Annotated in this window: 22 protein-coding genes; 9 read left to right on the top strand and 13 right to left on the bottom strand. The window is 45.4% G+C overall.

What is annotated here, in order from left to right; genetic code table 11:
- Nucleotides 1-77: 77 nt before the first annotated feature.
- Both pdeM and AC1DP6_RS08680 read right to left on the bottom strand, forming a co-directional pair.
- Nucleotides 78-725: a ligase-associated DNA damage response endonuclease PdeM gene (gene pdeM, locus AC1DP6_RS08685; RefSeq protein ID WP_477054483.1), complete on the bottom strand. Its 648-nt coding sequence runs from the start codon at nt 723-725 to the stop codon at nt 78-80.
- Nucleotides 726-766: 41 nt separating this feature from the next.
- Nucleotides 767-3,217, bottom strand: coding sequence for a ligase-associated DNA damage response DEXH box helicase (locus AC1DP6_RS08680; protein ID WP_477054482.1), 2,451 nt, complete (start codon nt 3,215-3,217; stop codon nt 767-769).
- A 52-nt stretch (nt 3,218-3,269) separates the two neighbouring features.
- Between AC1DP6_RS08680 and AC1DP6_RS08675 the strand changes: the two genes are divergently transcribed.
- Nucleotides 3,270-4,595, top strand: coding sequence for an NCS2 family permease (locus AC1DP6_RS08675; protein ID WP_477054481.1), 1,326 nt, complete (start codon nt 3,270-3,272; stop codon nt 4,593-4,595).
- On the opposite strand, the gene AC1DP6_RS08670 is transcribed toward AC1DP6_RS08675, so the two are convergent.
- From AC1DP6_RS08670 to AC1DP6_RS08655, 4 genes are all read right to left on the bottom strand, one after another.
- On the bottom strand, nt 4,596-5,627 hold the full coding sequence (locus tag AC1DP6_RS08670) for a S66 peptidase family protein (RefSeq protein ID WP_477054480.1): 1,032 nt from the start codon (nt 5,625-5,627) through the stop codon (nt 4,596-4,598).
- A gap of 28 nt (nt 5,628-5,655) precedes the next feature.
- Nucleotides 5,656-6,054: an ester cyclase gene (locus AC1DP6_RS08665; RefSeq protein ID WP_477054479.1), complete on the bottom strand. Its 399-nt coding sequence runs from the start codon at nt 6,052-6,054 to the stop codon at nt 5,656-5,658.
- 62 nt (nt 6,055-6,116) lie between these two features.
- Entirely contained in the window at nt 6,117-6,974 is an 858-nt protein-coding gene (locus tag AC1DP6_RS08660) for a helix-turn-helix domain-containing protein (RefSeq protein WP_477054478.1), read from the bottom strand.
- A gap of 98 nt (nt 6,975-7,072) precedes the next feature.
- Complete coding sequence (locus AC1DP6_RS08655; RefSeq protein ID WP_477054477.1) at nt 7,073-7,642, bottom strand: porin family protein; 570 nt, start codon at nt 7,640-7,642, stop codon at nt 7,073-7,075.
- A gap of 198 nt (nt 7,643-7,840) precedes the next feature.
- On the opposite strand from AC1DP6_RS08655, the gene AC1DP6_RS08650 reads away from it, so the two are divergent.
- A complete protein-coding gene (locus tag AC1DP6_RS08650) occupies nt 7,841-8,425 on the top strand; it encodes a hypothetical protein (RefSeq protein WP_477054476.1) in 585 nt (194 codons plus the stop codon).
- Between the two features lie 19 nt (nt 8,426-8,444).
- Here the strand turns inward: AC1DP6_RS08650 and AC1DP6_RS08645 are convergent, their stop codons facing one another.
- The 3 genes from AC1DP6_RS08645 to AC1DP6_RS08635 all read right to left on the bottom strand — a co-directional run bounded on the left by AC1DP6_RS08645 (nt 8,445) and on the right by AC1DP6_RS08635 (nt 10,470).
- A complete protein-coding gene (locus AC1DP6_RS08645) occupies nt 8,445-9,173 on the bottom strand; it encodes a hypothetical protein (RefSeq protein WP_477054475.1) in 729 nt (242 codons plus the stop codon).
- A 163-nt stretch (nt 9,174-9,336) separates the two neighbouring features.
- A complete protein-coding gene (locus AC1DP6_RS08640; RefSeq protein ID WP_477054474.1) occupies nt 9,337-9,945 on the bottom strand; it encodes a hypothetical protein in 609 nt (202 codons plus the stop codon).
- Between the two features lie 30 nt (nt 9,946-9,975).
- Nucleotides 9,976-10,470 carry an Lrp/AsnC family transcriptional regulator gene (locus AC1DP6_RS08635; RefSeq protein ID WP_441573724.1) on the bottom strand — a complete coding sequence of 165 codons (495 nt, stop codon included), beginning with the start codon at nt 10,468-10,470 and terminating at the stop codon, nt 9,976-9,978.
- A 144-nt stretch (nt 10,471-10,614) separates the two neighbouring features.
- Between AC1DP6_RS08635 and AC1DP6_RS08630 the strand changes: the two genes are divergently transcribed.
- Nucleotides 10,615-11,967: an MFS transporter gene (locus AC1DP6_RS08630; protein WP_477054473.1), complete on the top strand. Its 1,353-nt coding sequence runs from the start codon at nt 10,615-10,617 to the stop codon at nt 11,965-11,967.
- Here AC1DP6_RS08630 and AC1DP6_RS08625 read toward each other — a convergent pair.
- The 4 genes from AC1DP6_RS08625 to guaA form a co-directional block, all read right to left on the bottom strand.
- The gene (locus tag AC1DP6_RS08625; RefSeq protein WP_477054472.1) at nt 11,935-13,539 is read right to left on the bottom strand and encodes an ATP-dependent DNA ligase; all 1,605 of its coding nucleotides are present in this window, start codon (nt 13,537-13,539) and stop codon (nt 11,935-11,937) included. The two genes, AC1DP6_RS08630 and AC1DP6_RS08625, sit on opposite strands and share 33 nt — an antisense overlap.
- 3 nt (nt 13,540-13,542) lie before the next feature.
- On the bottom strand, nt 13,543-14,583 hold the full coding sequence (locus AC1DP6_RS08620; RefSeq protein ID WP_477054471.1) for a ligase-associated DNA damage response exonuclease: 1,041 nt from the start codon (nt 14,581-14,583) through the stop codon (nt 13,543-13,545).
- A 41-nt stretch (nt 14,584-14,624) separates the two neighbouring features.
- Nucleotides 14,625-15,935, bottom strand: a complete 1,311-nt coding sequence (locus AC1DP6_RS08615; protein WP_477054470.1) for an ABC transporter substrate-binding protein — start codon at nt 15,933-15,935, stop codon at nt 14,625-14,627.
- A 145-nt stretch (nt 15,936-16,080) separates the two neighbouring features.
- A complete protein-coding gene (gene guaA, locus AC1DP6_RS08610) occupies nt 16,081-17,700 on the bottom strand; it encodes a glutamine-hydrolyzing GMP synthase (protein ID WP_477054469.1) in 1,620 nt (539 codons plus the stop codon).
- Nucleotides 17,701-17,711: 11 nt separating this feature from the next.
- Between guaA and AC1DP6_RS08605 the strand changes: the two genes are divergently transcribed.
- The 6 genes from AC1DP6_RS08605 to AC1DP6_RS08580 all read left to right on the top strand — a co-directional run bounded on the left by AC1DP6_RS08605 (nt 17,712) and on the right by AC1DP6_RS08580 (nt 23,322).
- Nucleotides 17,712-18,449, top strand: a complete 738-nt coding sequence (locus AC1DP6_RS08605; protein WP_477054468.1) for a head GIN domain-containing protein — start codon at nt 17,712-17,714, stop codon at nt 18,447-18,449.
- 323 nt (nt 18,450-18,772) lie between these two features.
- Nucleotides 18,773-19,693 (top strand): hypothetical protein, encoded by a 921-nt coding sequence (locus AC1DP6_RS08600; RefSeq protein WP_477054467.1) that lies wholly within the window; start codon nt 18,773-18,775, stop codon nt 19,691-19,693.
- Nucleotides 19,694-19,875: 182 nt separating this feature from the next.
- Complete coding sequence (darB, locus tag AC1DP6_RS08595; protein WP_477054466.1) at nt 19,876-21,012, top strand: dialkylresorcinol biosynthesis protein DarB; 1,137 nt, start codon at nt 19,876-19,878, stop codon at nt 21,010-21,012.
- 23 nt (nt 21,013-21,035) lie between these two features.
- Nucleotides 21,036-21,434: a flexirubin biosynthesis protein DarG gene (gene DarG, locus AC1DP6_RS08590; protein WP_477054465.1), complete on the top strand. Its 399-nt coding sequence runs from the start codon at nt 21,036-21,038 to the stop codon at nt 21,432-21,434.
- Nucleotides 21,435-21,549: 115 nt separating this feature from the next.
- Nucleotides 21,550-22,554, top strand: coding sequence for a BtrH-related acyltransferase DarH (gene darH / locus AC1DP6_RS08585; RefSeq protein ID WP_477054464.1), 1,005 nt, complete (start codon nt 21,550-21,552; stop codon nt 22,552-22,554).
- Nucleotides 22,555-22,572: 18 nt separating this feature from the next.
- Nucleotides 22,573-23,322: an ABC transporter ATP-binding protein gene (locus AC1DP6_RS08580; RefSeq protein ID WP_477054463.1), complete on the top strand. Its 750-nt coding sequence runs from the start codon at nt 22,573-22,575 to the stop codon at nt 23,320-23,322.
- Nucleotides 23,323-23,366: the final 44 nt, after the last annotated feature.

Here is a 23,366-nt window from a genome sequence, read left to right as displayed (position 1 = left end):
TTCGGTGCAGGCTGTTGTGAAAAATCCGTCTCTGGCATATTCCTGAAAATATCTGCTGATATCATCTCCCTGAATAATCACTGTGCCCGGATAATCGATTTTCCGGCGATTACAAACACCGGATCCTTTCCGCCGGGGTCAAGGCTGGCCGAGCCGGTAAAGTGCCCAAAAGCGGGTAAAATGCCGCAATGCTGCCCAAAATAGAAGCAGGGTAAACGCAACCGCTGCCTGCCGGCACCATACATGACAAAGGCAGGGTGTAAATGCCCGGAAAAGGTGTATTGATAGCCATTGTTATCTTCACAAGGCTCATGGATAAAGTGAATGTTGCGGAGCGTGAGGGTTTCATGTACCTGGATCTGCAACTGGTCATATACCGTGTCCGGCATAATGTCGTGATTGCCTTTTACCAGATCGACGGTGATATGGGAAAATTGCTGTCTCCATATCCTGAAGTATTGTACTTCATTATTTTCACTGCTGTGGAACATATCTCCCACAATAATGATCCGCACGGGCAGATACTGGGTGATCAGCTGCTGCAAACGGAAAAGATCTTCCTGTACAATGCCCGCAGGGACTGCAATACCGGCTTTACGAAAATGAGTCACCTTCCCCAGATGCAGATCTGAAAGGATCAGCGCTTTTTCTTCTTCCCAAAAAATTGCCCGCTGGGGCAATAAGTGCCAATGCTGTTGCTGAAAGTGAAATATTTCCCCGACCACTGAATCAACTGTTTTTTAATGCCCTGCAAATTATTGAATTCTTAACCGTTCGTGATCAATTTTTTGATGCGGTCTTCCAGTTTTTCACTGGTCATGGTATCACGCAGACTGTCCACCTTAATGGGAAAGCAGAAGGGAGTTAACCGCTGTGGGAAAGTGATGATGATTTTGCTGACGGCGATACGCTCCAGTGTTTCGCGCAGGCGGGCTTCTTCCATCTGGTAAAAGAAGGCTTCGTTGAAAGCCTGTTTCAGCAGCAGGTTTTGTGGGTCATAATCTCCAAACACATTGAACAGCAGAGAGGCAGATGATTGCAGGTGCCGGTTGGCTTTGTGTTTACCGGGGTAGCCCTGAAATATGAGACCTGCGATGACCGCAATGTCGCGGAACTTACGCCTGGCCATTTCCGTGGCGTTAACGCTGGTTTGTAATTCTGTGAGCAGGTTATCGGTGGAGAAAAGCTGCTTTGCATTGGCATGGGTAAGTGGGATGGGCTGGTCCGACAGCAGCTCAAAACCATAGTCGTTCATGGCAATGGAAAAAGTGATCGGTTGTATACGGCTGATCCGGTAGGCCAGCAGTGCCGCCATTACTTCATGCACCAGCCGCCCTTCAAAAGGATATACGAAGAGATGATAGCCATCTTTGGTTTGTATCTGTTCGATCAGGAGTTCGTTGGCTTTGGGAATATGTGATAGTTCTTCCTGCAGGTTAAACAGCGGTTGTAAGGCAATCAGCTCCGGATCTTTGGTATTTCGTGACAGTGCTTCATTGAATTTTTCCCTCAGCATGCGGCCCAGGTTGGAAGAAAGCGGAATCCGTCCGCCCTGGTAGCTGGGTACAATAGATTTTTTTGAATTTGATTTACGTACCAGCACCGTCATATCCTTTATCAGCACGTATTCCAGGTTGCGACCAGCCAGCGTAAAGGAGTCGCCCACCTGCAGRCGGGAAATGAATCCTTCTTCAATGACGCCGATGTAGCCGCCGGTCATGAACTTTACTTTCAGCATGGCATCGCTGACAATAGTGCCGATGTGTAAACGGTGGCGCATCGCCATCATGCGGCTGCGGCAGATATAGAAATCGCCTTCGCGTTCTATTTTTTTGAATTCATCGTAACTGGCTAAGGCATCGCCGCCGGTAGTGAGGAAGGAGAGCAGCCATTGCCAGTCTTCTTCTGTAATATGCTGATAACAGAAAGTATGTCGTACCTCCTCCCATATCTCGGATGCATAAAAGCCATCAGATACTGCCAGCGTCATGAGATACTGGAGTAGTACATCGTAGGCTAGTATAACGGGCATTTTACTTTCAATCAGATCCTGTTCCATAGCAGCTTTCAGCGCAGCTGCTTCTACCAGTTCCAGCGCATGTGTGGGCAGGAAAAATATTTTGCTCACGGCGCCGGGCTGATGTCCGCTACGGCCGGCCCTTTGCAGGAACCGCGCTACTCCTTTGGGACTGCCTACCTGGATGACACTGTCTACCGGCCGGAAATCCACTCCCAGGTCCAGGCTGGCGGTACATACCACTGCTTTCAGGATACCGTTGTGCAGGGCTTCTTCCACCCATATACGTAATTCCATGTCTATAGAGCCATGGTGTAATGCCAGCGCGCCGGCCAGCATGGGATCTTCTACTAACAACGACTGGTACCACCGCTCCGATTGGGAGCGGGTGTTGGTAAATATGAGGGTTGTCTGGCTTTCATGAATGATGGGCAATGCCTGCGGCAGCATTTTGAGTCCGAGGTGACCTGCCCAGGGATAGTTTTCTATTTCGTGGGGGATCACACTTTTGAGGGCAATTTTCTTTTTTAGTTTAGCCCTGATAATGATGCCATTGCTGTGACTGCCGCCCAGCAATACTTCCAGCGCTTCATCCAGGTTGCCGATGGTAGCAGAGATGCCCCATACTTTCAGATGGTCGCCGCGCAAGCCTTTGAGCCGGCTGAGTGCCAGTTCCACCATGACGCCGCGTTTGCTGCCGATCAGTTCATGCCACTCGTCTACCACCACGGTATGCATATAGCTGAATACTTTGGGATATTCTTTCTGGCCCAGCAAGAGGTGTAAACTTTCCGGTGTAATAATGAGCACTTCCGGCATCTGTTTTTTTTGTGCAGCACGTAGTGCTACGGAGGTATCACCGCTGCGGATGCCCACCTGCCAGGGTATATTCAGTTCCTGCAAGGCGCTTTCCATGGCTCTGCCCAGGTCTTTGGCCAGTGCACGCAAAGGTGTTATCCACAGTAACTGTAAACCATTTTTTGTTTTATGGGTATAGTCTTTCGGATGGGCATCTATCCAGGCGATAACAGCTCCCAGGAACAGGGAAAAGGTTTTTCCGAAGCCGGTAGGGGCGTTTACAATGCCGGACTTGCCCTGCAGATAAGCCTTCCAGGCATCTTCCTGGAATTTAAAGGGCTTCAGTTCTTTGTCGCCCAACCATTTGTTGATCACTTTCCATCCACCCGAACGTTGTTGCATGGGAATGAAATTAGCATAAAATGATAAATCATGAAACGCTTATTTTTGCAGCATGCTCGCAAAATTTTTCCGGCTCTCCGAACATAACACAACTGTTAAGAAAGAAGTACTGGCAGGGTTAACTACCTTTTCCACGATGGCGTACATACTGGCGGTGAATCCCAGTATCCTTTCCCGTACCGGGATGGACTTTAATGCCCTGATAACGGCTACGGCGCTGGCAGCTGCTATCGGTACACTGGTGATGGCGCTGTATGCCAAACTACCTATTGGCGTGGCGCCGGGGATGGGGTTAAATGCTTTTTTTGCCTATACCATTGTGTCTTCCATGGGATACACCTGGCAGTTTGCGCTGACCGCTGTTTTCCTGGAAGGGATCATTTTTATTTTCCTTTCTATGTTCCGGATACGGGAAGCTATTATCAACAGTATCCCGGAAAATCTGAAGCATGCTATTTCCGTGGGGATAGGATTGCTGATAGCATTGATAGGGATGGCTAATGCCGGCATTATAGAGACAGGTATGCATCATGTGGGAGAAGGTAAGCTGGACGGGGTGATCCTGAAGATGGGCGATGTGACCAGTATAGGACCACTCATTGCGCTGATCGGGTTGATTGTAAGCGCAGTGCTGATGTATAAAAATATAAATGCTGCTTTGCTGATAGGTATCCTGGCCGCTACGGTCATTGGAATCCCTTTGGGTATTACCCATTTCCCGGCAAACGGGCACCTGGTGAGTTTGCCTCCATCACTGGCACCGGTAGCTTTTAAGTTGCAATTCGATAAAATATTTACACTGGATATGGTGATGATCCTGTTTACGCTGCTGATGGTGAATCTTTTTGACACCGTAGGCACGTTGATAGGATTGTGTAATAAAGCAGGACTGCTGGATGAAAATGGTCGTTTGCCACGCGCCAAGCAGGCACTGATGGCCGATGCAGTAGGAACCACTGCAGCAGGTTTGTTGGGTACCAGTGTAGTTACTGCTTATGTAGAAAGCGCCAGCGGTATTGCTGCCGGTGGTAAAACCGGTTTGACTTCCTTTACCGTTGCCATCATGTTTTTGCTGTCGCTGTTTTTTGCACCTGTTTTTGCCATGATTCCGCAAGCGGCTACAGCACCTGCTTTGATCATTGTAGGTATGTTGATGATGGGTGCTGTTACAAAAATTGATTTCAATGATGTAACAGAAGCTATCCCGGCTTTCCTGGCTATCGTCATGATGCCTTATACCTACAGTATTGCAGAGGGAATTGTATTTGGTATGTTGTCATACGTGTTACTGAAAGTATTAACGGGACAGTACAAAAGCATCAGTCCTGTGATGTATGTACTGGCGGTATTATTTATCGTCACTTTCCTGGTGAAATAATTATTCCTTCAGGGTAACGGTATCGTCACCTACGCTCAGGGTGTGCATCATGCCACATTTGAGGGCGTAGTTGTTTTTCTGGTGTCCTACGGGGAAGTTAAAGCACACCGGGTATTTGAAATCTTTTACTTTTTCGAGTACCATATCATAAATTGTTCTGCCGAATTCTTCGCCGGGATCATCCGGTTTGATCCGGTTAAATCCGCCGATGATAAGGCCGGCGAGGTTGTCCAGTTTATGGGAGCGCTGTAGCGTGCCCAACATACGGTCAAGGCTATACGGATATTCACCGACTTCTTCCAGGAATAATATTTTGCCGTTGGTATCTATTTCTGAATCGGTGGCAGACATGCTTTGAATGATGGAAAGATTCCCGCCAGTGAGTATGCCCCTGGCTTTTCCCTTACGGTTATTGCTATCGGGTGTGGTGCTGTATTGCATTTTTTTACCGGTGAGTGCCTGGTAAATAGACATGATAGTGTCCTGTACAATGGGCTCTGCTTTCCTGAAGTCATCAGGGAAGCTATTACACATTTTGGAATGGAGAGAAGCTATCCCGAAGTGGCGGCCGATATGACAATGTAATACCGTGGCGTCACTGAAGCCGATGACCCATTTGGGCTTCCGTTGGAAGCGGGAAAAGTCGAGCTGGTCAACGATGCGTGCGGTACCATAACCGCCGCGGCCGCACATGATCGCTTTAATATCTTCATCATTGAGCATCGCCTGCAGGTCTGCCAGTCTTTCTGCATCGGTGCCGCCAAAGCTAAAGTCGCGGGCACCTACGGTTTTGCCTATACGAATATTGAATCCCCAGCTTTCCATAATGCGGATAGCGGGTTGTATCTCATCTCTTTTGATGTATCCGGCGGGACAGGTGATGCCAATGATGTCACCGGGTTTCAGATAAGAGGGGACTAATGGTTCCTTCTTATCTGAAACGGCAGGTAATCCAATGCCGGCAAGTGTTTGCAGTGCAGGCAATCCGGCACCGGCAGTAACGAGAGCAGACAGAAAATGTTTGCGGTTCATACGCTTAAAATAAGCATAATTTGGCAAATCATCCTACAGTTGTTATTTCACGTATAGACCAGTGGGCTACATATTTTTCGTCTTTCAGCTGTACAATATCTATAATGCGGAGGGTGGCTTTTTTTCCGGTAGGCTGTTGTCCCAGGAAGGGTGCGCTGAAGGTGCCCGTAAAAGCTTTGTGGGTAACTACTTTGTCATCTTCCGCTATCATATCAAAAATTTCCAGTTGAATATCGGGGAATGCCGGCCGCAGTAATTTGATGATAAAATCGCGGGTGGCAGTGGCGTCATTATTGCCGGCGGGGCCGGTGTGGTTAATGAAATCAGGTGCTACTATTTCTTCAAATGCCTGCAGATCTCCTTTAATGATAAATGCTTCGTTGAAACGTTTCACCACTGCTTTGTTCTTTTCCTGTATTGTTTGCATGATATTGTTTTTATAGATGCAAAATTACAGGGAGAATAGTAGTTGCCGGTAACGCGAATAGCTCAGATAATAGCCTTTTTGGCTCTTTCACTATTAGGGGTGGTGCCGTAGGTTTGTTTAAAGATGCGGATAAAATGGGACGTACTTTCAAATCCGCATTCCATGGCTATTTCAGCCACTTGTTTGGAGGTGGTTTGCAGCAGCGTTTGTGCGTAGGATAATCTTTGTTCATTGATCCAGCGTTTAGGAGCGGCGTGGTATTGTTGCTGAAAATCGCGTTTGAAGGAAGCCAGGCTGCGCCCGGATAATTTGGCCAGTTCAGGTAATGTGAGGGGTTGGAATAAATGTTGTTTTACAACAAATGCAATGTCGGATGGTTGCGCATATACAATTTGCTGCATGAATGCCAGTATGGATGACTGCTGCGGAGTGGCCAGCAGTAACAGGAATATCTCATATAACTTTACAGATAATAAAGCGGCCAGTGTGTCGGGAGTTTGTGTAAAATAAGAAAGATACTGTTGCCGGAATGCTTCCAGGAGCGGGTTTAAAGGGAGGGTGAGATGATCTCCTCCGGATGTTTTTACGGGTGTGGTATAATTGAATTTATGTAGAAATCTGCGTAGTTGTTCATCTGAAAAATAAATCAGCAGGCTTTCGAAATTAAGTCCATCTTCCACAAAATCAGACATGACGTAAAAGCCACGTTTCATCAGCAGGAGGGAACCTGCTTCTACTTTGACGGTGTTACGATCAAAGTGTAGTAATTTGTACCCGGACAATACAAATATCATCACGTTTTCATTCAGGAAAATAGTGCGTTTATCCGCCATACTGCGTTTTTTCAGCATCGCGAAGTGAGTGTTGCCGGCTTTCAGTATTTGTTGTCCGTCCTGATCTTTTGGAAATTTGAGTAACATGTTACCAAAATTAAAGTATTCCACTTTATTCCGGAGTATAAAAAAAGCTCCTCCGGCGCTTGACCAGAGGAGCTTTACAATCAATGGATGGGGCCAGCTTATTTTTTTCTATGGAAGGTGTAGTTAATACCAACCTGCAAGTTGCTGGTATAGTAACTTCCTGATTGTGATTTGTTACTTACACCAAACATATACCTGGCGGATACGCCCAGACCCAAAGGTAGTTTATAACCGATACCTGCGCCAGCAGAGAGGTTCGTGCGTCTGTAATACTGCGTAAGATCCGTTTCATCGCGGTCGGTCTCCTCTTTTGCCTGGAGGAGTATGTTCAACTCCGGACCTACTTCCACGTATAGGTTAGGTATGATGTAATATTTCAGCATAACTGGAATATTGAGGTAGTTATGTTTTTTTTTACTGAAAGAACCCTTGTGATCTGTATAATATTCCCCGGATTGAGCGTACAGTAATTCGGACTGCACCCCCCAATGTTTGCTAAGTTTAAGTTCTGCAAAACCGCCCGCGTAAAATGAGGGAAAGTAGCGTTCAAATCTGGTGATGTCATTGGATAGATTAAGGCCTCCTTTTATACCATAGTTCAGTTTTTGAGCATGGGTAGTCAGGGCCGCTGCCGTAAAGGGCAACAGAAGCAATAACGCTTTTTTCATTTGTTAGAGTTGTTGGATAATTAAAGTTACAGTTATTAATAGGTACTACGGTAAGGCCTTACGAACGTAAAATTATAGGTGTAAGTGTTAAGGAAATCCTTACATGATTTTTTTCGCATCCTTTTAACTTTTATATATAATAAAATTATCTTGTGATAGTGGCAGTATTTTTGTCAAGGTTATTCAAATGGCTATTTTATGCGTTACATGATTATAGGGTTGTTTATGTTGTTGTTATCATCTGTAGGTTATGCTCAAAAGGCGCCCTGGCTGATTGTTCCGGGCAAATCTATCGGGCAGATAACATTGGAAACACCGTCTCAGAGCCTTGCTGTATTAGGTAAGCCGGATGGAGGTGATGCTGCGATGATGAAAGCATGGCGTATCTGGTATAGTCGTAAAAAAGATAAGGGCATTGATTCTTCACATATGGTAGCGGTATTTACTGCTATGCGTACGCAGGATACCCAGTATGTAAAACAGATCCGTGTAAATTCACCCCGGTTTAAAACGGCGAAGGGAGTAGGTGCCGGCAGTAGTATGGCGGCAATTAAGAAGGCTTATCCCGGTGTTCAACTAGTACAAACCTACGAATCTGCCAATAAAGCAAGACGCATCGCTGTATATGAAGATACTAAGATGGGRATTGCATTTGAGACTTCAAATGTCCGCAGTAAAAAGCCGGTTTGTTCCATGGTAGTAGTATTTGATCCGRGAGAATCTGCCGCAGGTTACCTGGACTTTCATGCGGGCTTTGATGTGATGAATCCAGTGGAGAAATGATTTTTTCGGGAGATAATACTCACAACGTTTTTTTTCTTTTCGTTTCGTAAAACAGGTCCCGCTTTTTTTTCTTTTCTTCTCTTTTCTGGCGGGCGATCTCCCGGTAATATTCACGGTCTTTATAGCGAAGCCCATCCGGTTTGTGAATGTGATAACCAAACGTATACTGCAGGGAGATACTGTTGATAGCGTTTATATCCGGGTTCATTTTGGCGAAATTAAACATATACGAAGCATGTAAACTCCAGGAGGAATTGCCCACCGGGAAGTTAATTTTAGCGTCGCATATCAGTCCATTTGCGTGTATTGTAGTGGTATCAACGCCGGGTCCTGCATCTATCCGTCGGCTGGCAGTATGCCAGGCATACCCTACTCCTACGGAATAGCCCATGTATTTATAGGCACGTGGTGTTGCGCCATTACCGAATGTGTAATTAAGGGTAACGGGCATATTGACCATATAGCCAATTTCAGGAAGATTAATTAATTTTCGTTTCTTGTTTTTTGTACGGAAATCATTGGGGCCTGTAGGTCCTACACCAAGGCTGGAGCCAACAGACAGACTTGATTTATCTGAAAATTCATACAGGTTGACCCGGGGCTCCAAGTTAAACATCACAGCGCTGTGGTGTTCTCCGCGAATACTGCCACCACCTAATGCCATCTGAAAAGAGTTTTTTTTCTGGGCAGATGTTGTAATGAACAGGGTATTTAAAAATACGATCAGGGGAAGGGATAAGTATTTCATGTGTATAGGACGGATAAAAGGGATGTTAAGTTACCCGAAAAACCATCCGATATACGTGTTATTTTAAGATGCTTATCTTGATAGACTCCATCCTGCTGTGGTTGGACGGATCGTTGGGGTACGGGGGACATCAGGTTACAAAAGGGAGCCGTATTTAGCTTGATTATTTGGGTCTTTTAATCTTCACCCCAATATTATAATCGATACCTATGGTGGTAATACCGGAAATATCCGGGTTGTATTGGTTATTATTGAACATATAGGCAACGCGTAATCCGAAGGAATGGTTTTTAACCGGTAACCTTAGTCCCGCGCTGAGTACAATGCCTGATACATGTATCTGGTTAGTGCTCACTTCTTCGTCATCAATGAATTCCACTCCCCTTGTAGCATTCTGAAAGCCATAACCAGCGCCGGCAAAAAAGCCCCATTTCGTATAGGCATAGTTGGTAGCTGCATTTCCAAAGTTCCAGGTGAGGAGTACTGGTATGTTGGCCATAAATATGCTGGTAGAATTACCACCGGTATTACTGTTGTAATTATCGTTGACGGTTGTACCCAGACCTATATGGGTACCCAGGGACAGAACGGATTGGTCAGAGAAGCGCAGGAAATTCAACCGGGGGGAATAAACGATACCCGCACCGAGATAACTATTGCCTGCAAACAATCCTCCGCCTATAGCATGCGAAAACAGCCGGGATTGGGCGTTGGCATTTATCTGGGATAATAGAAAACATCCTGCACACAATAATGTGTATAGTCTGAACATAGGTATTGGGAATGTTTAAAGATCATAACGCTAAAAAACCACCTGGTGGGTCGCCTTAATAACGGAAATTACAAATATACTTTGTGTATGGCTTAGATTATCTAACTCCCCCAGTTTGTTTACATAAAATTCACGGTATTCATCCATGTCCTTTACCTGTACTTTTATCATGAAGTCAAATTCCCCTGAAATGTTCAGGCATTCGGTGACCTCTGTAAAGTTTAATATCTCCTGAATAAATTTCTTACCGTACTTTTTATTATGTTCTTTAAGGGTGATATAACATAATACGGTAAGGCTTTTATTTATTTTCCGCGGATCTACAATCGCGGCATATTGTTTAATAACCCCTGCCTGCTCCATTTTGCGGATGCGTTCATATACAGGTGTAGTACTAAGGTTCAGTTGACCAGCAATATCCCGGATCGTCATTTTAGCATCCACCTGTAATAATCTCAGGATGCCCATATCTTTTTCATCCAGGTGAAGTGGTGTATCCGTATGATGTTCTTTTTTGTTGATCATGATACTATGTGTTTGGAACAAATATCTATTTATTTGTCTTGAAACAGTGATTTGTTCCAAAAATTTTAAGATTAAATTACTATTGAAATGTTTTTTTAGGTTTGCATGGTGAGAAAGCAACGAATCATTTTGACGGTAGCCTGCATGGCTATATTTTTTGAAGCATTGGATGTATCCGTGTTGAACATGGCCATACCACAGATGGAATTATTTTTTCATTTTGGTGCAGACGCTATTCAATGGGTGCAGACAGTATATGTATTATTTTATGCCGGCCTGGTGCTGTTGGGTGGGCGTTTAGCGGATACCCAGGGCAGGAAGAAGATATTTATTACGGGCGCTGTTTCATTTGTGCTGGCTTCGCTGGCAGCCGGATTTTCGCATTCTTTTGCCTGGTTGCTGGTATGCAGGGCACTACAGGGAGCCGGGGTTGCATTAGCTATTCCTGCTGCTATGGCTGTCATCACTAATACATTTACGGAGCCCGCTGCCAGGAATCGTGCCCTGGGTATTTTTGGAGCGATGGCAGGAATAGGTTTTGCTACAGGTTTGGCCATTGGAGGATTGATCAGTAATTATCTGGGCTGGCAATGGGTATTTTTTATAAATGTACCGGTAATTGGTGTAGCGATCATGCTGGCAGCAGTATACATTCCTGCAGATGAAAAGCCTACAGTGAAGCCGGTGCATAATGCGTTAAGTGCTATCCTGATCACGTTATTGATGATGCTGGCCGCCTGGCTGATACATGATTTGGGTAATATCGCTGACCACTATACAAAGTATTTATCGCTGTTGTTTTTGTTCATTGTAGCGGGGCTGTTTTTTGTGCGTCGTGAACGCGTTCATACGTCGCCGTTAGTAGATTTCCGCTTGTTCCGTTTGCGGGGTGTGATCACCGGGAATGTAGGCGCAATACTGCTGGGAAGCGTTTTTCTGAGTTATATATTTATGTTGACGCTTTATCTGCAGAAAGATCTTCACTTTTCTTCTTCACAGGCCGGGTTGTTGTTATTCCCCTTCAGCATATTATCTGGTATTATTTCAAAGTTTGTATTACCTCATTTGTTTGAGCGATTGGGTGTGGTGAAAACGGGGATTATTGGTAATGTATGTATGCTGTGTGGTATCCTGTTTTTCATTGGTAGTTATTTTACGGACCATGCGCTTTTATTTATTTTTTGTGCCGTAGGTTGTATTAATTCCTTTGGGATGGCGATTAGCTTTCCCTGCGTAACGATATTGGCGGTGCAGTCGGTACCTGAGCGGCAGCAGGGGCTGGCTTCAGGTATTAATGGTACTGCTAATGCGCTTGGTGGGGGCCTTGGCTTATCGTTGGTAGGGCTGGTGATGCAGGTGGCGGATACAAAGGGCTGGAGTGCATATGGGGCAGGATTAGGCGTATTGGTGCTGTTGGGGTTGGCCGCTATTGGGCAGCTGTTGTTGTTTTATCGTCGTAATAAATCAGGCGTCAGGGTGGTGTCCATTCAGTCGTAGTAATTCCTTCAGGTCTTCCAATGTATTTATTTCTGTTACAGGCTTGTCTTTTCTCCAACGGTTAATACGTGGAAAGCGTAGTGCCACACCGGATTTGTGACGGTTGGAAGCAGCAATGCCTTCAAAGGCAATTTCAAATACGAGTTCCGGTTGTACGGTTCTCACGGGGCCGAATTTTTCCAGTGAGTGTCGTTTGATCCAGTTGTCTACTTCAGCAATTTCTTTATCTGTGAGGCCGGAATAGGCCTTGGTAAAGGGCACCAACTGGTCTCCATCTTTTACGGCAAAGGTATAATCGGTATATAAATTAGAGCGTCGGCCATGGCCTTTCTGGGCGTAAATCATTACGGCGTCAATGGTTAATGGATCGATTTTCCATTTCCACCAATCACCGCGTTTGCGGCCTACCTGATAGGCGGCGATTCGTTTTTTTAGCATTAGTCCCTCACTGCCTTTATCGCGTGATTGCCCGCGTAGCGCGGTGAGTTGTTCCCAGGTATCAAAAATAATTTCCGGTGATAATTGTAATACCGGTAAGCTGGTTTGCTGTACCAGTTGTTCCAGTAAGGCGCGGCGCTCTGCCAATGGTTTCTCCCGCATATCACTCCCTTCCCATTCCAGCAAATCATAAGAGAGAAAAATAACGGGTGCTTCCTGCAATTGTTTGCGGGTAACATTTTTTCTGCCAATTCTTGTTTGCAACGTTTGAAAGGGCAACGGCATGCCGTTGGTGAAGGTGAGTATTTCTCCATCCAGTACAGTGCCATCGGGTAGGGCCGTTAGCAATTGGGTGAATTCCGGGAATTTTTCAGTGATCAGTTCCTCTCCCCGTGACCATACAAATAACTGATTTTCCCGTTTGATAATTTGTCCGCGGATACCGTCCCATTTCCATTCTGCCTGCCAGTCTTTTTCTGTGCCCAGTGTGGCTGGGGCTCCTTCCAGTGCATAGGCCAGGTAAAACGGATAAGGGCGGGAAGCATCTGCGCCGGTAGTATGCTGGTGTAGTAATTCTTCAATGGTTACATTACGGGGATCCCAGTTGCCGCTGATCATATGTGAGAGGGTAGCTGCTTCAATATGATAAGTTTTTGCCAGTGCATTTACCATCATTTTCTGAGACACGCCTATACGAAATCCTCCGGTGATCAGTTTATTAAACACGAATCTTTCCCCACTATCCAGTGCATTCCAGGCTTCCAGGATGAAGGATTGCTTCATGCTCTCTTCTGCTTTTTCCAGTTGTTGGAGCTGTTCCAGCCAATAGTGCAGGGGTGCTGCCATGGGAGCGGTGCCTGGCGGTAGTAATAATGCAATGGTTTCTGCCAGGTCGCCTACGGTGTGATAACATTCGTCAAATAGCCAGTCGGAGATGGAAGTAGCCTGCATGCACCATGTTTTTAACTGTGTGCTGTTGACAGTTCGTTTGGGGCGACGCCCGGAGAACAGTGCCAGCACCCAGCTTTTATCTTTGTCGGGTGCGGTAGCAAAGTATTGGCTCAGCGCCTCCAGTTTTTCGTTGGTTTTGGTGCTATTGCTTAATAATTGTACCAGTTGAGCAAATTGTTGCAAGGCTTAAGTTTCAGGGTTAGTAATCAGTTCTTCATCTCCGTAGGAAGTGGTTACTTCCTTTGCATTGATCCCTTTTTCATTCAGGTAACGGGCAAAAACGCTGCTGAAGCCATGGGTAACAAACACCTGTTCTGCTCCGGTGGCGGTAACAGCTTCCAGTAATCCCGTCCAGTCAGCATGATCAGACAGGGCGAAGCCTGCGTCTGCATTGCGCCGGCGCATATTACCGCGCACCTGCATCCAGCCACTGCAAATACCCAGTGCGTAGGGCTGAAACCTGCGCATCCAGGCGTTATCTTCTGCCGAAGGCGGTGCTATAATCACTGCATTTTTAAAGGCAGATTTAGGCGTTTCCGGCGTAATCCTTTCTACGGGCGGCAGCCGCCATCCTTCTTTTAGCAGCACCTCGTGTGGAATAGCAATGGCCCCGTGTGCCAGAAAGTGATCGACTTTATCTTTCAGGTGGTAAAGCAACCGCTGGGCTTTGCCCAGGCTGTAAGCCAATAACACACTGGCTTTGCCTGCCTGCTGATTGGCATATATCCATTGCGTTATGTTATTGAAAATTTGTTGCTGAGGCTCCCAGCGATAAATGGGCAGCCCAAAAGTAGATTCGGTAATGAAGGTATGACAACGCAATGGTTCGAACGGGACCGACAAACCATCGTTTTCCAGTTTGTAATCTCCGCTGGCCACCCATACTTCGCCGTCCTGTTCCACCCGCACCTGTGCAGCGCCTATCATATGTCCGGCGGGATGCAGCGAAACTTTTACCCCATTAAAAAACAGCGACTCACCGTAAGCAACACCCTGCACCTGGATGTCGTTGCCTAACCTGAGCCGTAGCAGAGGGACGGAAGTATTTTCACATAAGTAGTATTGATTTCCCCAACGTGCGTGATCGGAGTGTGCATGTGTGATGACCGCGCGCTTAACGGGTTTCCAGGGATCTATGTAGAAATCGCCTGCCGGACAATAGATGCCGTTGTCGGTAAATTGCAGCACATTCATATAAGGGAATATACGCAAAAAAAATCGTGCCATGACCCGGGTCATGGCACGACAGAAGATCAGTTGCCGGGCAACTATTTATTCATCTTAATATCTGCACTATCTCCTTTCTGGATGATGTAGATATTTTTATTTTCAAAGTAGGAAGGTGTTGCTTCTCCTTCTTTCAGATACACTGGCAGGAAATTGTAACTGGTAATTACTTTCGGCGATTCGCTGACCATGCCATTGAAATAAACGCCGTTGGTATGCAGCAGTTTTACAAAGTAATAGGTCAGGTCAAAGCCTTTGTAGGCCATGTCGGAGGGGCGTGCCTTATATGTTCTGCGGAAGTAGTCGCTTATATACCTGCTGTAGGCATCTGTTTTGTCGTTATAGTAGGGAGATGAATAATACACCTGTAAGCCTTTAAACTCCGGTTCTTTCAGCTTAATCACATCCCAGGTAGGCATCCCGAAAATCTGCAGGGGATAAGTGTTGGCAGAAACGCTGAGCTTGCGCAGCAGGTTTTTGGCGCCGGTTTCGTCCAGTGCAGTCACGATGATGATGTTGGTACGATCTGTCAGCAGGTATTTAGAGATTTCCTCAGTAGAGGTGGCATCATTCCAGATGACTTCTTTGATTTTTATTTTTTTAGTATTGTCCATTTTATCGTAGGATGCCTTGAAGTCTGCTGCCAGTCTTGTTTCGAAGGCGGTGTTCCTACGGAACAGCACAATGTTTTTATTGGAGAAAGCGTCCTGTACATAATTCTGCAGGGCTTCGCAATGGGTTTTCAGGGTACTGTTGGAGATATATAAAAAAGGATTATCGCTGATGCCGGCATCATTAGGGAAGGTGCCGGAAACGAAGTTAATTTCTTTTTCTTTTGCGAAATCACTGAGTTCTTTCAGTTCCGGATTGCTTACGGAGCCGATGATAAGATCTGTATTATCCAGTGCTTTGCTGCGGATGATAGCAGGTATGCTTTGTTTGGATTTGCTGTCGTAAACGGTCACTTTCAGGTTATAGCCCTGTTGTTGGAGGGTGTCCAGTGCCAGTTGGGCTCCTTCATAGAATTCCAGTCCGGGTAACACGTATTTAGGCATGGTGCGGCCGGGAATATCAGTGGAGGTGGCAAACACGGAATCCAGGTATAAGGGAGCAAAGAAGGCGATGTTATAGGTCTCTTTCTTTACTTCTTTACCAAATGCCGGCACATTGAAAGGTGCTTTTGCTGCGGTTGTTTTCTTTTCTTCCGGTTTTTTAGCCGGCGCAGGCTTACTCAAAGAAGGCGGAGGTCCGTCTACCCGTTTGGTGCTTTTCCTGGAAGAAGAGCAGGAGCTGATCAATACCAATAATACCAGTCCGGATATCAGGTGTTTTATAGAAACTAAATGGTTCATAATTGGCGCTAATTTACAAAAATCATTCCGGGGGCGAAAAGAATTACAAATTACGAATTACGAATTACGGATTTGCAGGTAGATTTTCGCGTTTACAATCTATCCACAAATCCGTAATTCGTAATTTATAATTCGTAATTTTTCTTTATTCCCACTCAATAGTAGCAGGAGGCTTGGAACTGATATCGTATACTACGCGGTTAATGCCTTTTACCTTGTTAATGATGTCGTTAGACATTTTAGCCAGGAATTCGTAAGGCAGATGCGCCCAGTCAGCAGTCATACCATCCACGGAGGTTACTGCACGTAACGCAACGGTGAATTCGTAGGTGCGTTCATCGCCCATTACGCCAACGCTTTGTACCGGCAGCAGGATGGTACCCGCCTGCCATACTTTGTCGTATAAACCAGCTTCTTTCAGTCCTTCTACATATACATTATCCGCTTCCTGCAGCATGTGCACCTTTTCAGGGGTGATAGCGCCGAGGATACGGATAGCCAGACCAGGACCCGGGAACGGGTGACGGCCCAGGAATATCTCGCTGATACCAATTTCGCGGCCTACGCGGCGTACTTCATCTTTAAAGAGGAAACGCAATGGTTCTACCAGTTGCATATTCATCTTTTCAGGTAATCCGCCTACGTTATGATGGGATTTGATGGTAACGGAAGGACCGTTTACAGAAACGGATTCAATTACATCCGGGTAAATGGTACCCTGTCCCAGGAAAGAGATGTCGGTGAGGAGGGTGGCTTCCTGCTGGAAAACATCGATGAACAGGCCGCCTATGATTTTGCGTTTTTGTTCCGGATCGGAAACGCCCGCCAGTTTTCCGTAGAAAAGATCTTTTGCATTGATTCCTTTTACATTCAATCCCATATGTTTATAGGATTCCAGTACGGTATCAAATTCATCTTTTCTCAGCAGACCGTTATCTACAAATATGCAGAACAGGTTTTTGCCGATGGCTTTGTGGATCAGTTCAGCAGCTACGGTAGAATCTACGCCACCGCTCAATGCCATTACCACGCGCTTGTCGCCTACCTGTGCTTTTATTTTTTCTACTGTTTCGTGTACAAAAGCAGCTGGTGTCCAGTCCTGGCTGCAGTTACAGATATGTAACAGGAAGTTGCGGAGGATCAGTTTACCTTCCAGGGAGTGTGTTACTTCCGGGTGAAACTGCAAACCGAACATAGGGTTGGCAGCCAGGGTAGTATTTTTGAAAGCCGCTACTGGTATGTTTTCGGTAGTGGCAATGATTTCAAATGCTTCAGGAATACGTTTAATGCTATCTGCATGGCTCATCCAAACCTGGCTTTTTGCGGAGATATCATATAATAACTTTTCCTCTTTGTCATTGTGCTCCATAAAGGCGCGGCCATATTCGCGGAGGTTGCTTTTAGCTACTTCACCGCCAAACACTTTGGCCATCATCTGTGCGCCATAGCAAATGCCAAGTACGGGTACTTTTGCAGCAATGGCCGCAATGTCAATGATAGGCGCATTTTCGTCATTCACCGAAAATGGACTACCGGATAATATAACACCTTTGATCGTTTCGTCCCAGGCGATGGGCTGAAGACAAGGCTTAATTTCGCAATAAACATTCAGTTCACGGATGCTGCGTGCAATCAGCTGTGTATACTGCGAACCGAAATCGAGGATAAGTATCTTTTCTGTCATGGTGGTGCAAAGATAAAGTCCTTCCGGCAATTTCGGATTTTGAAATTCGAATTTCAGAAATCTGGTGTACCTTTCTGTCATAATCCAAACCCATGATATCAACAAAATCGCTCCTATGTCAGGCCATGGTGGCCTTTTCAGCAATTTTAATGCTTAACTCCTGTGATGTGATCGGTCAGAATCGCGTAAAAGGAAACGGCCATGTTGCCAAGGAAGACAGGCAGGTATCTTCTTTCCACCGGGTAAAGCTGGAGGGCAGTATGAATGTGTTTGTGGCGCAAGGCCCCGCCAAAGCCGCTGTTATTGAGGCGGAAGATAATATTATCCCACTGGTGGAACTGACAGAAGAAGATGGCCGGCTGATTGTCCGACTGAAAAGAGGCTATTCCATCAGCACACATAATGATGTGAATGTGTATTTAACTACACCGGAATTAAATGAGGTGAGCTTGTCAGGTTCCGGGGATGTGAAGCTGACGGATAAATTTACTTCGACTGCCGATATGAAAATCGCGTTGTCCGGCTCTGGTAATGTCAGGGGAGAAGTGAATGCACCAGCGGTGAAGGCATCTATTTCCGGTTCGGGAAATATGTTTCTGAAGGGAGAAACCAAAGAGGTGAACTTATCTATTGCCGGTAGTGGTAATTTCAAAGGCAGTGACCTGCTCTCGGAAAATGTGGAYATCTCCATTGCCGGTAGCGGCGATGCAGATGTATATGCCAGTGTAAAGCTGAATGCAAAAATTGCAGGCTCCGGAGATGTAAAATATAAAGGTGCTCCCCAGATATCTTCTTCTGTAGCCGGTTCCGGATCTATACAGAAAAATTAGATATTAACATTGGCAAATCTTTAACATTTCTGAAATCATATTTCGTACAGTTTATCTGTTTATAGGAATGTTTTAATAGAACATAACAAGTCCTTGAGTCCAGGTACAGCATTCGCTAAATTACACCGGTTGATGCTGTACCTGGCTGGGGCACAATATATTACCCCTTTTTTTTATACCCCATCCCATCAAGACTTCGCGTCAAATTATCATTAAATCACATGAATGATTGCTGTTTTTTTGTATGTTTACAGCTTGAATTGTGGATTTTGCCATTTGAATTGTTGATTTACGTCTTGAATTGTTGAACTCCTATTCCTTTTATGAACGAAAGACCGAAGATCCTGGTGGTATATTATACCCAGACAGGGCAATTGAAAAGGATTATTGATCATGTGCTGGCGCCGTTGGAGGGCAAAGCAGATATTACGTTCGAGCAACTGGTGCCTGTAACGCCGTTCCCATTCCCCTGGGGAAAACAGCAGTTTTATGATACCATGCCGGAAACCGTTCAGTCTACTCCGCGGGCAATACAGCCGTTGAAAGTGGATGTGAATGCAGCTTTCGATCTGGTAATACTGGCTTATCAGCCCTGGTTTTTATCTCCTTCACAGCCTACGGCTGCTTTTCTGCAAAGTGAGGCTGCTAAGCAACTGTTGAAGGGTAAAAAGGTGATTACCTTGCTGGGTAGCAGAAATATGTGGCTGAATGCGCAGGAAAAAGTAAAAAATTACCTGCAGCAGGCGGGCGCTAATCTGGTTGGCAATATAGTGCTGGTAGATAAATCTCCCAATCTTATATCTGTTATTACCATTCTGYGTTGGGCGTTTAAAGGTAAAAAGGAGGCCACGCGGTTTTTACCTCAGGCGGGTGTGCAGGAGAATGAGATTGTTACTTCCGGTCGTTTTGCCGGGCCCATAGAAAATGCATTACTGCGTAACCAATGGGAGGAGTTGCATCCGCAACTGCTTTCCCTGGATGCAGTTGCGTTAGTACCCAACCTGGTAGTCCTGGAAGGTAAAGGAATAAAGGCTTTCCGCTTCTGGGCCAGATTCATTAGTGCCAAAGGCGGACCCGGTGCTGCTTCCCGGCAGGGACGGGTATCTATGTACAGAGGGTTGCTGCTGGCAGGGATTTTTGTTTTAACGCCTATCTCGCTGATCACTTCTCTTATACAAATAAATCTAAAGAAGAACCAACTGCGTCGTGAGGTGGATTACTATAAGGGTATTTCCTTGCGTTAACATGCATTATAGCTAGCTTTACGCCATGGCGTGATAGTTGTAATTCCAATTAGAATTCTATATTTACGTCTATATACAACGTATATTAAATTTAAATATGTTTATCACTGTGAGCTGGCTGGCAAGGCAAGACAGTTCTGATCAGGTTTTACATGTAGCCTTAAAAGACGAATAATATTCAAATGAAGGAAGTTTATATTACCAGGCTGTCTAAATTTTTACCTAACAAGCCTGTTGAAAATGATGAAATGGAGAGCATTCTCGGCATGGTAGATGGAAAGGCTTCCCGTGCCCGTTTAAAGATTCTGGGTAACAACAAAATAAAAACGCGTTACTATTCTTTGGACAAGGAAGGGAATTCTACTCATTCCAATGCGGAGATGACGGCAACAGCAGTAGAACAATTGTTTGATGAGAAATTTCCGATCAGCAAATTAGAATTACTGGCCTGCGGCACCACTTCTCCTGATCAGTTGCTACCCAATCATGCAGCAATGGTACATGGCATCCTGAAATGCCAGCCGGTAGAGCTGATTGCAGCTACGGGTGCTTGTGCAGCTGGTATGCAGGCTTTCAAATATGCATGGATGTCTATTCGTTGCGGCAATACAACCAATGCCGTAAGTACCGGTTCTGAAAAATTTTCTGCCTGGATGCTGGCTCAGAAATTTCAACCGGAAGCAGAGAATCTGAAAAGCCTGGATGAAAATCCGATCATCGCTTTTGAAAAGGATTTTCTCCGTTGGATGTTATCTGATGGCGCCAGTGCTGCTTTGTTCCAGGATAAACCAAATGAAGAGGGTTTATCGCTGCGGGTAGACTGGGTAGAAATATTATCATATGCCAATGAACTGGAAACCTGTATGTATGCAGGTGCTATTAAGCAGCCAGATGGCAGCACCACCGGCTGGATAGATATGACGCCGGAAGAGTGGGCACAACACAGTGTATTTTCATTTAAACAAGACACCCGCTTACTGGGTAAAAATATAGTTCCTTCCGGAGCAAAAATGTGGAAAGAGCTGGTAGAACGTCATAACATCAACCTGGAAGAACTGGACTTCTTCCTGCCGCATCTTTCTTCTGAATTTTTCAGGGTAAAAATAGATGAGGAAATTACCCGTTTAGGCGTGCCGGTGAAACTGGAAAAATGGTTCACCAATCTGGCCAATGTGGGTAACGTAGGTACCGCATCTCCTTACCTGATGCTGGAAGAACTGATGAATACCGGTCGCTTTAAGAAAGGACAGAAAGTGGTATTAATGGTTCCGGAAAGTGCACGTTTTTCTTATGCTTATGCACACATTACCGTAGTATAAGCGTCACATCTAAAACTGGCATCATGAAAAAAGAGGAAGTACCGCAGGATAGTGATAACCTGCATGAAGGTACATTCAAGCAGATTATGTATGCAGTGGATAATTCCGGCAATTATGTGCAGGTGCAGAGTGCAGGATGGGAACCGGAAAACATTGCACTGGACCAGGCCTGGGAAGAAGTAAATGAGCGGGTGAAAGCTGCCCGCGCCCGCGTGGAAGCAGGAGAGATCAGTCCCGTTGCCTATTATATGGAAAAGAACCTGATGGATCTGCCTTTGCTGGCAAGTTATGTCGGGAAGTTTCAATGGCAGGTAAAAAGGCATATGAAGCCGGGTGTTTTTAAACGGCTTCCCCCAAAAATGCTGCAGCGTTATGCGGATGCCTTCAAAGTGAGTTTAACAGATCTGCTGCAGGTCAAATAGATAATTACGAATTACAAATTACGAATGACGGATTTGTGGGTAGATGATATCCGAAGATCTACTCACAAATCCGTCATTCGTAATTCTTACTTCGTAATTCTTTTCAAAAAATATTATGAGTAATTCTTTCTTCCAACACACGCAGACGGCACATTGCGAAAGTGGAGTAATATCAAATCTGCTGGGACATTACGGTTTACAGATCAGTGAGCCGATGGCATTTGGTATTGGCGCAGGTATATTTTTCGGACATCTTCCTTTTGTAAAGGTGAATGGTGTGCCTGGTACTACCTACCGGATATGGCCGGGGGCCATTTTTCAACGGGTATGTAAGCGCCTGGGTGTGAGAATGGAATCTGAAAAATTCTCTACGCCGGAAAAAGGCATGGCCGCACTGGACAAAGTTATTGAAGCAGGTATACCTGTTGGATTACAATCCAGTGTTTACTATCTGCCTTACTTTCCTGCTTCCTATCGTTTCCATTTTAATGCACATAACCTCGTAGTATATGGCAAAGAGGACGGACAATACCTGGTAAGTGATCCTGTAATGGATACCGTTACCACCATTGATCCGGAAAGCCTGGTGCAGGCACGCTTTGCCAAAGGATTTCCGGCCCCTAAAGGGAAGATGTATTATCCGGTACATGTACCTGCAACCGCCTCTTTTGAAAAGCCGATCAGGGCGGGCATTGAACAGGCCTGTCATTTTATGCTGAAGGTGCCGATCCCCATGTTTGGAGTAAAAGGTATCCGTTTCCTCTCTAAAAGGGTACGTAATTATGCAGAAAATCCGGGTGATCGTAAAGCCACCCTGTATCTGGGAAATATTATCCGTATGCAGGAAGAGATRGGTACCGGCGGTGCAGGCTTCCGTTTCCTGTATGCTGCATTTTTACAGGAAGCAGCAGTGATGTTGAAAAAAGATGAACTAAGTAAACTGGCAGGTGAGCTTACCAAAACCGGTGACCTCTGGCGTAATTTTGCATTTGCGGCTGGCCGTGTATGCAAAAGCAGATCGGCGGATAATGTTTCTTATAAAGAACTCAGTGAAATGCTATTGGAATGCGCTGCTTCTGAAGATGTTTTCTTTAAGAAACTGTCACAGGTGAAGTGGTAATTAAAAATATCGAATGAAATGATGTCCGGCATATCAGTTAATGAATTATATAAAACCTACAAAGGAAGCGCGGAGCCCACATTGAAAGGACTTACGTTTCAGTTTGGGGAAGGAAAGATTGCCGGTTTGCTGGGACCTAACGGAGCAGGTAAAACAACAACTATTTCTATTTTGTGTGGCATTGTACGTGGAGACGGCGGAGAAGTAGTGATTCATGGCTTAAAACAGGATGCTGCACACAGGGAAGCCATTAAGCAGATTATTGGTATTGTTCCGCAGCAAATTGCATTATATCCGCAACTGTCGGCAGTAGAAAACCTCACTTACTTTGGTAACCTGTATGGTTTCAAAGGAAAGGCATTGCAGCAAAAAATTATGCATTACCTGGAGTTGTTTGGATTGGAGAAGAGCGCACATAAAGAGATTCATAAATATTCCGGTGGCATGAAGCGGCGCGCAAATATTATCGCCGCCATATTGCACGACCCCAAATTACTGGTACTGGATGAACCTACCGCAGGTGTAGATGTGCAATCCCGCAGTATGATATTGCAGTTTCTGCGTGACTACAACCGGCAGGGCGCCAGTATCCTGTATACTTCCCACTTGCTGGAAGAAGCACAATCATTATGTGAAGAAGTAGTGATTATGGACGAAGGAAAGATGATTGTACAGGGAAATCCGCTTGCCCTGATTCATGCACATCCGGCATGCAATAACCTGGAAGATGTATTTCTGCATTTTACCGGTAATGCAGTCAGGGATTAGTTGTTAGCGAGCAAGCAGCAGAATGGAATTCCGGAAAAATAGAT

This window comes from Chitinophaga sp. 01L420 (assembly GCF_056399985.1).
The sequence above is the reverse complement of the archived record's forward strand: the minus strand, read 5'-3'. Positions and strand labels throughout refer to the sequence as shown.

What these genes read in the sequence shown, in the direction of transcription:
- AC1DP6_RS08675 (WP_477054481.1), top strand. Translation starts at nt 3,270, where the DNA reads ATGCTCGCAAAATTTTTCCGGCTCTCCGAACATAACACAACTGTTAAG.
- AC1DP6_RS08670 (WP_477054480.1), bottom strand. Translation starts at nt 5,627, where the DNA reads ATGAACCGCAAACATTTTCTGTCTGCTCTCGTTACTGCCGGTGCCGGA.
- AC1DP6_RS08665 (WP_477054479.1), bottom strand. Translation starts at nt 6,054, where the DNA reads ATGCAAACAATACAGGAAAAGAACAAAGCAGTGGTGAAACGTTTCAAC.
- AC1DP6_RS08660 (WP_477054478.1), bottom strand. Translation starts at nt 6,974, where the DNA reads ATGTTACTCAAATTTCCAAAAGATCAGGACGGACAACAAATACTGAAA.
- AC1DP6_RS08655 (WP_477054477.1), bottom strand. Translation starts at nt 7,642, where the DNA reads ATGAAAAAAGCGTTATTGCTTCTGTTGCCCTTTACGGCAGCGGCCCTG.
- AC1DP6_RS08645 (WP_477054475.1), bottom strand. Translation starts at nt 9,173, where the DNA reads ATGAAATACTTATCCCTTCCCCTGATCGTATTTTTAAATACCCTGTTC.
- AC1DP6_RS08640 (WP_477054474.1), bottom strand. Translation starts at nt 9,945, where the DNA reads ATGTTCAGACTATACACATTATTGTGTGCAGGATGTTTTCTATTATCC.
- AC1DP6_RS08635 (WP_441573724.1), bottom strand. Translation starts at nt 10,470, where the DNA reads ATGATCAACAAAAAAGAACATCATACGGATACACCACTTCACCTGGAT.
- AC1DP6_RS08630 (WP_477054473.1), top strand. Translation starts at nt 10,615, where the DNA reads ATGGCTATATTTTTTGAAGCATTGGATGTATCCGTGTTGAACATGGCC.
- AC1DP6_RS08620 (WP_477054471.1), bottom strand. Translation starts at nt 14,583, where the DNA reads ATGGCACGATTTTTTTTGCGTATATTCCCTTATATGAATGTGCTGCAA.
- AC1DP6_RS08615 (WP_477054470.1), bottom strand. Translation starts at nt 15,935, where the DNA reads ATGAACCATTTAGTTTCTATAAAACACCTGATATCCGGACTGGTATTA.
- guaA (WP_477054469.1), bottom strand. Translation starts at nt 17,700, where the DNA reads ATGACAGAAAGGTACACCAGATTTCTGAAATTCGAATTTCAAAATCCG.
- darB (WP_477054466.1), top strand. Translation starts at nt 19,876, where the DNA reads ATGAAGGAAGTTTATATTACCAGGCTGTCTAAATTTTTACCTAACAAG.
- DarG (WP_477054465.1), top strand. Translation starts at nt 21,036, where the DNA reads ATGAAAAAAGAGGAAGTACCGCAGGATAGTGATAACCTGCATGAAGGT.
- AC1DP6_RS08580 (WP_477054463.1), top strand. Translation starts at nt 22,573, where the DNA reads ATGATGTCCGGCATATCAGTTAATGAATTATATAAAACCTACAAAGGA.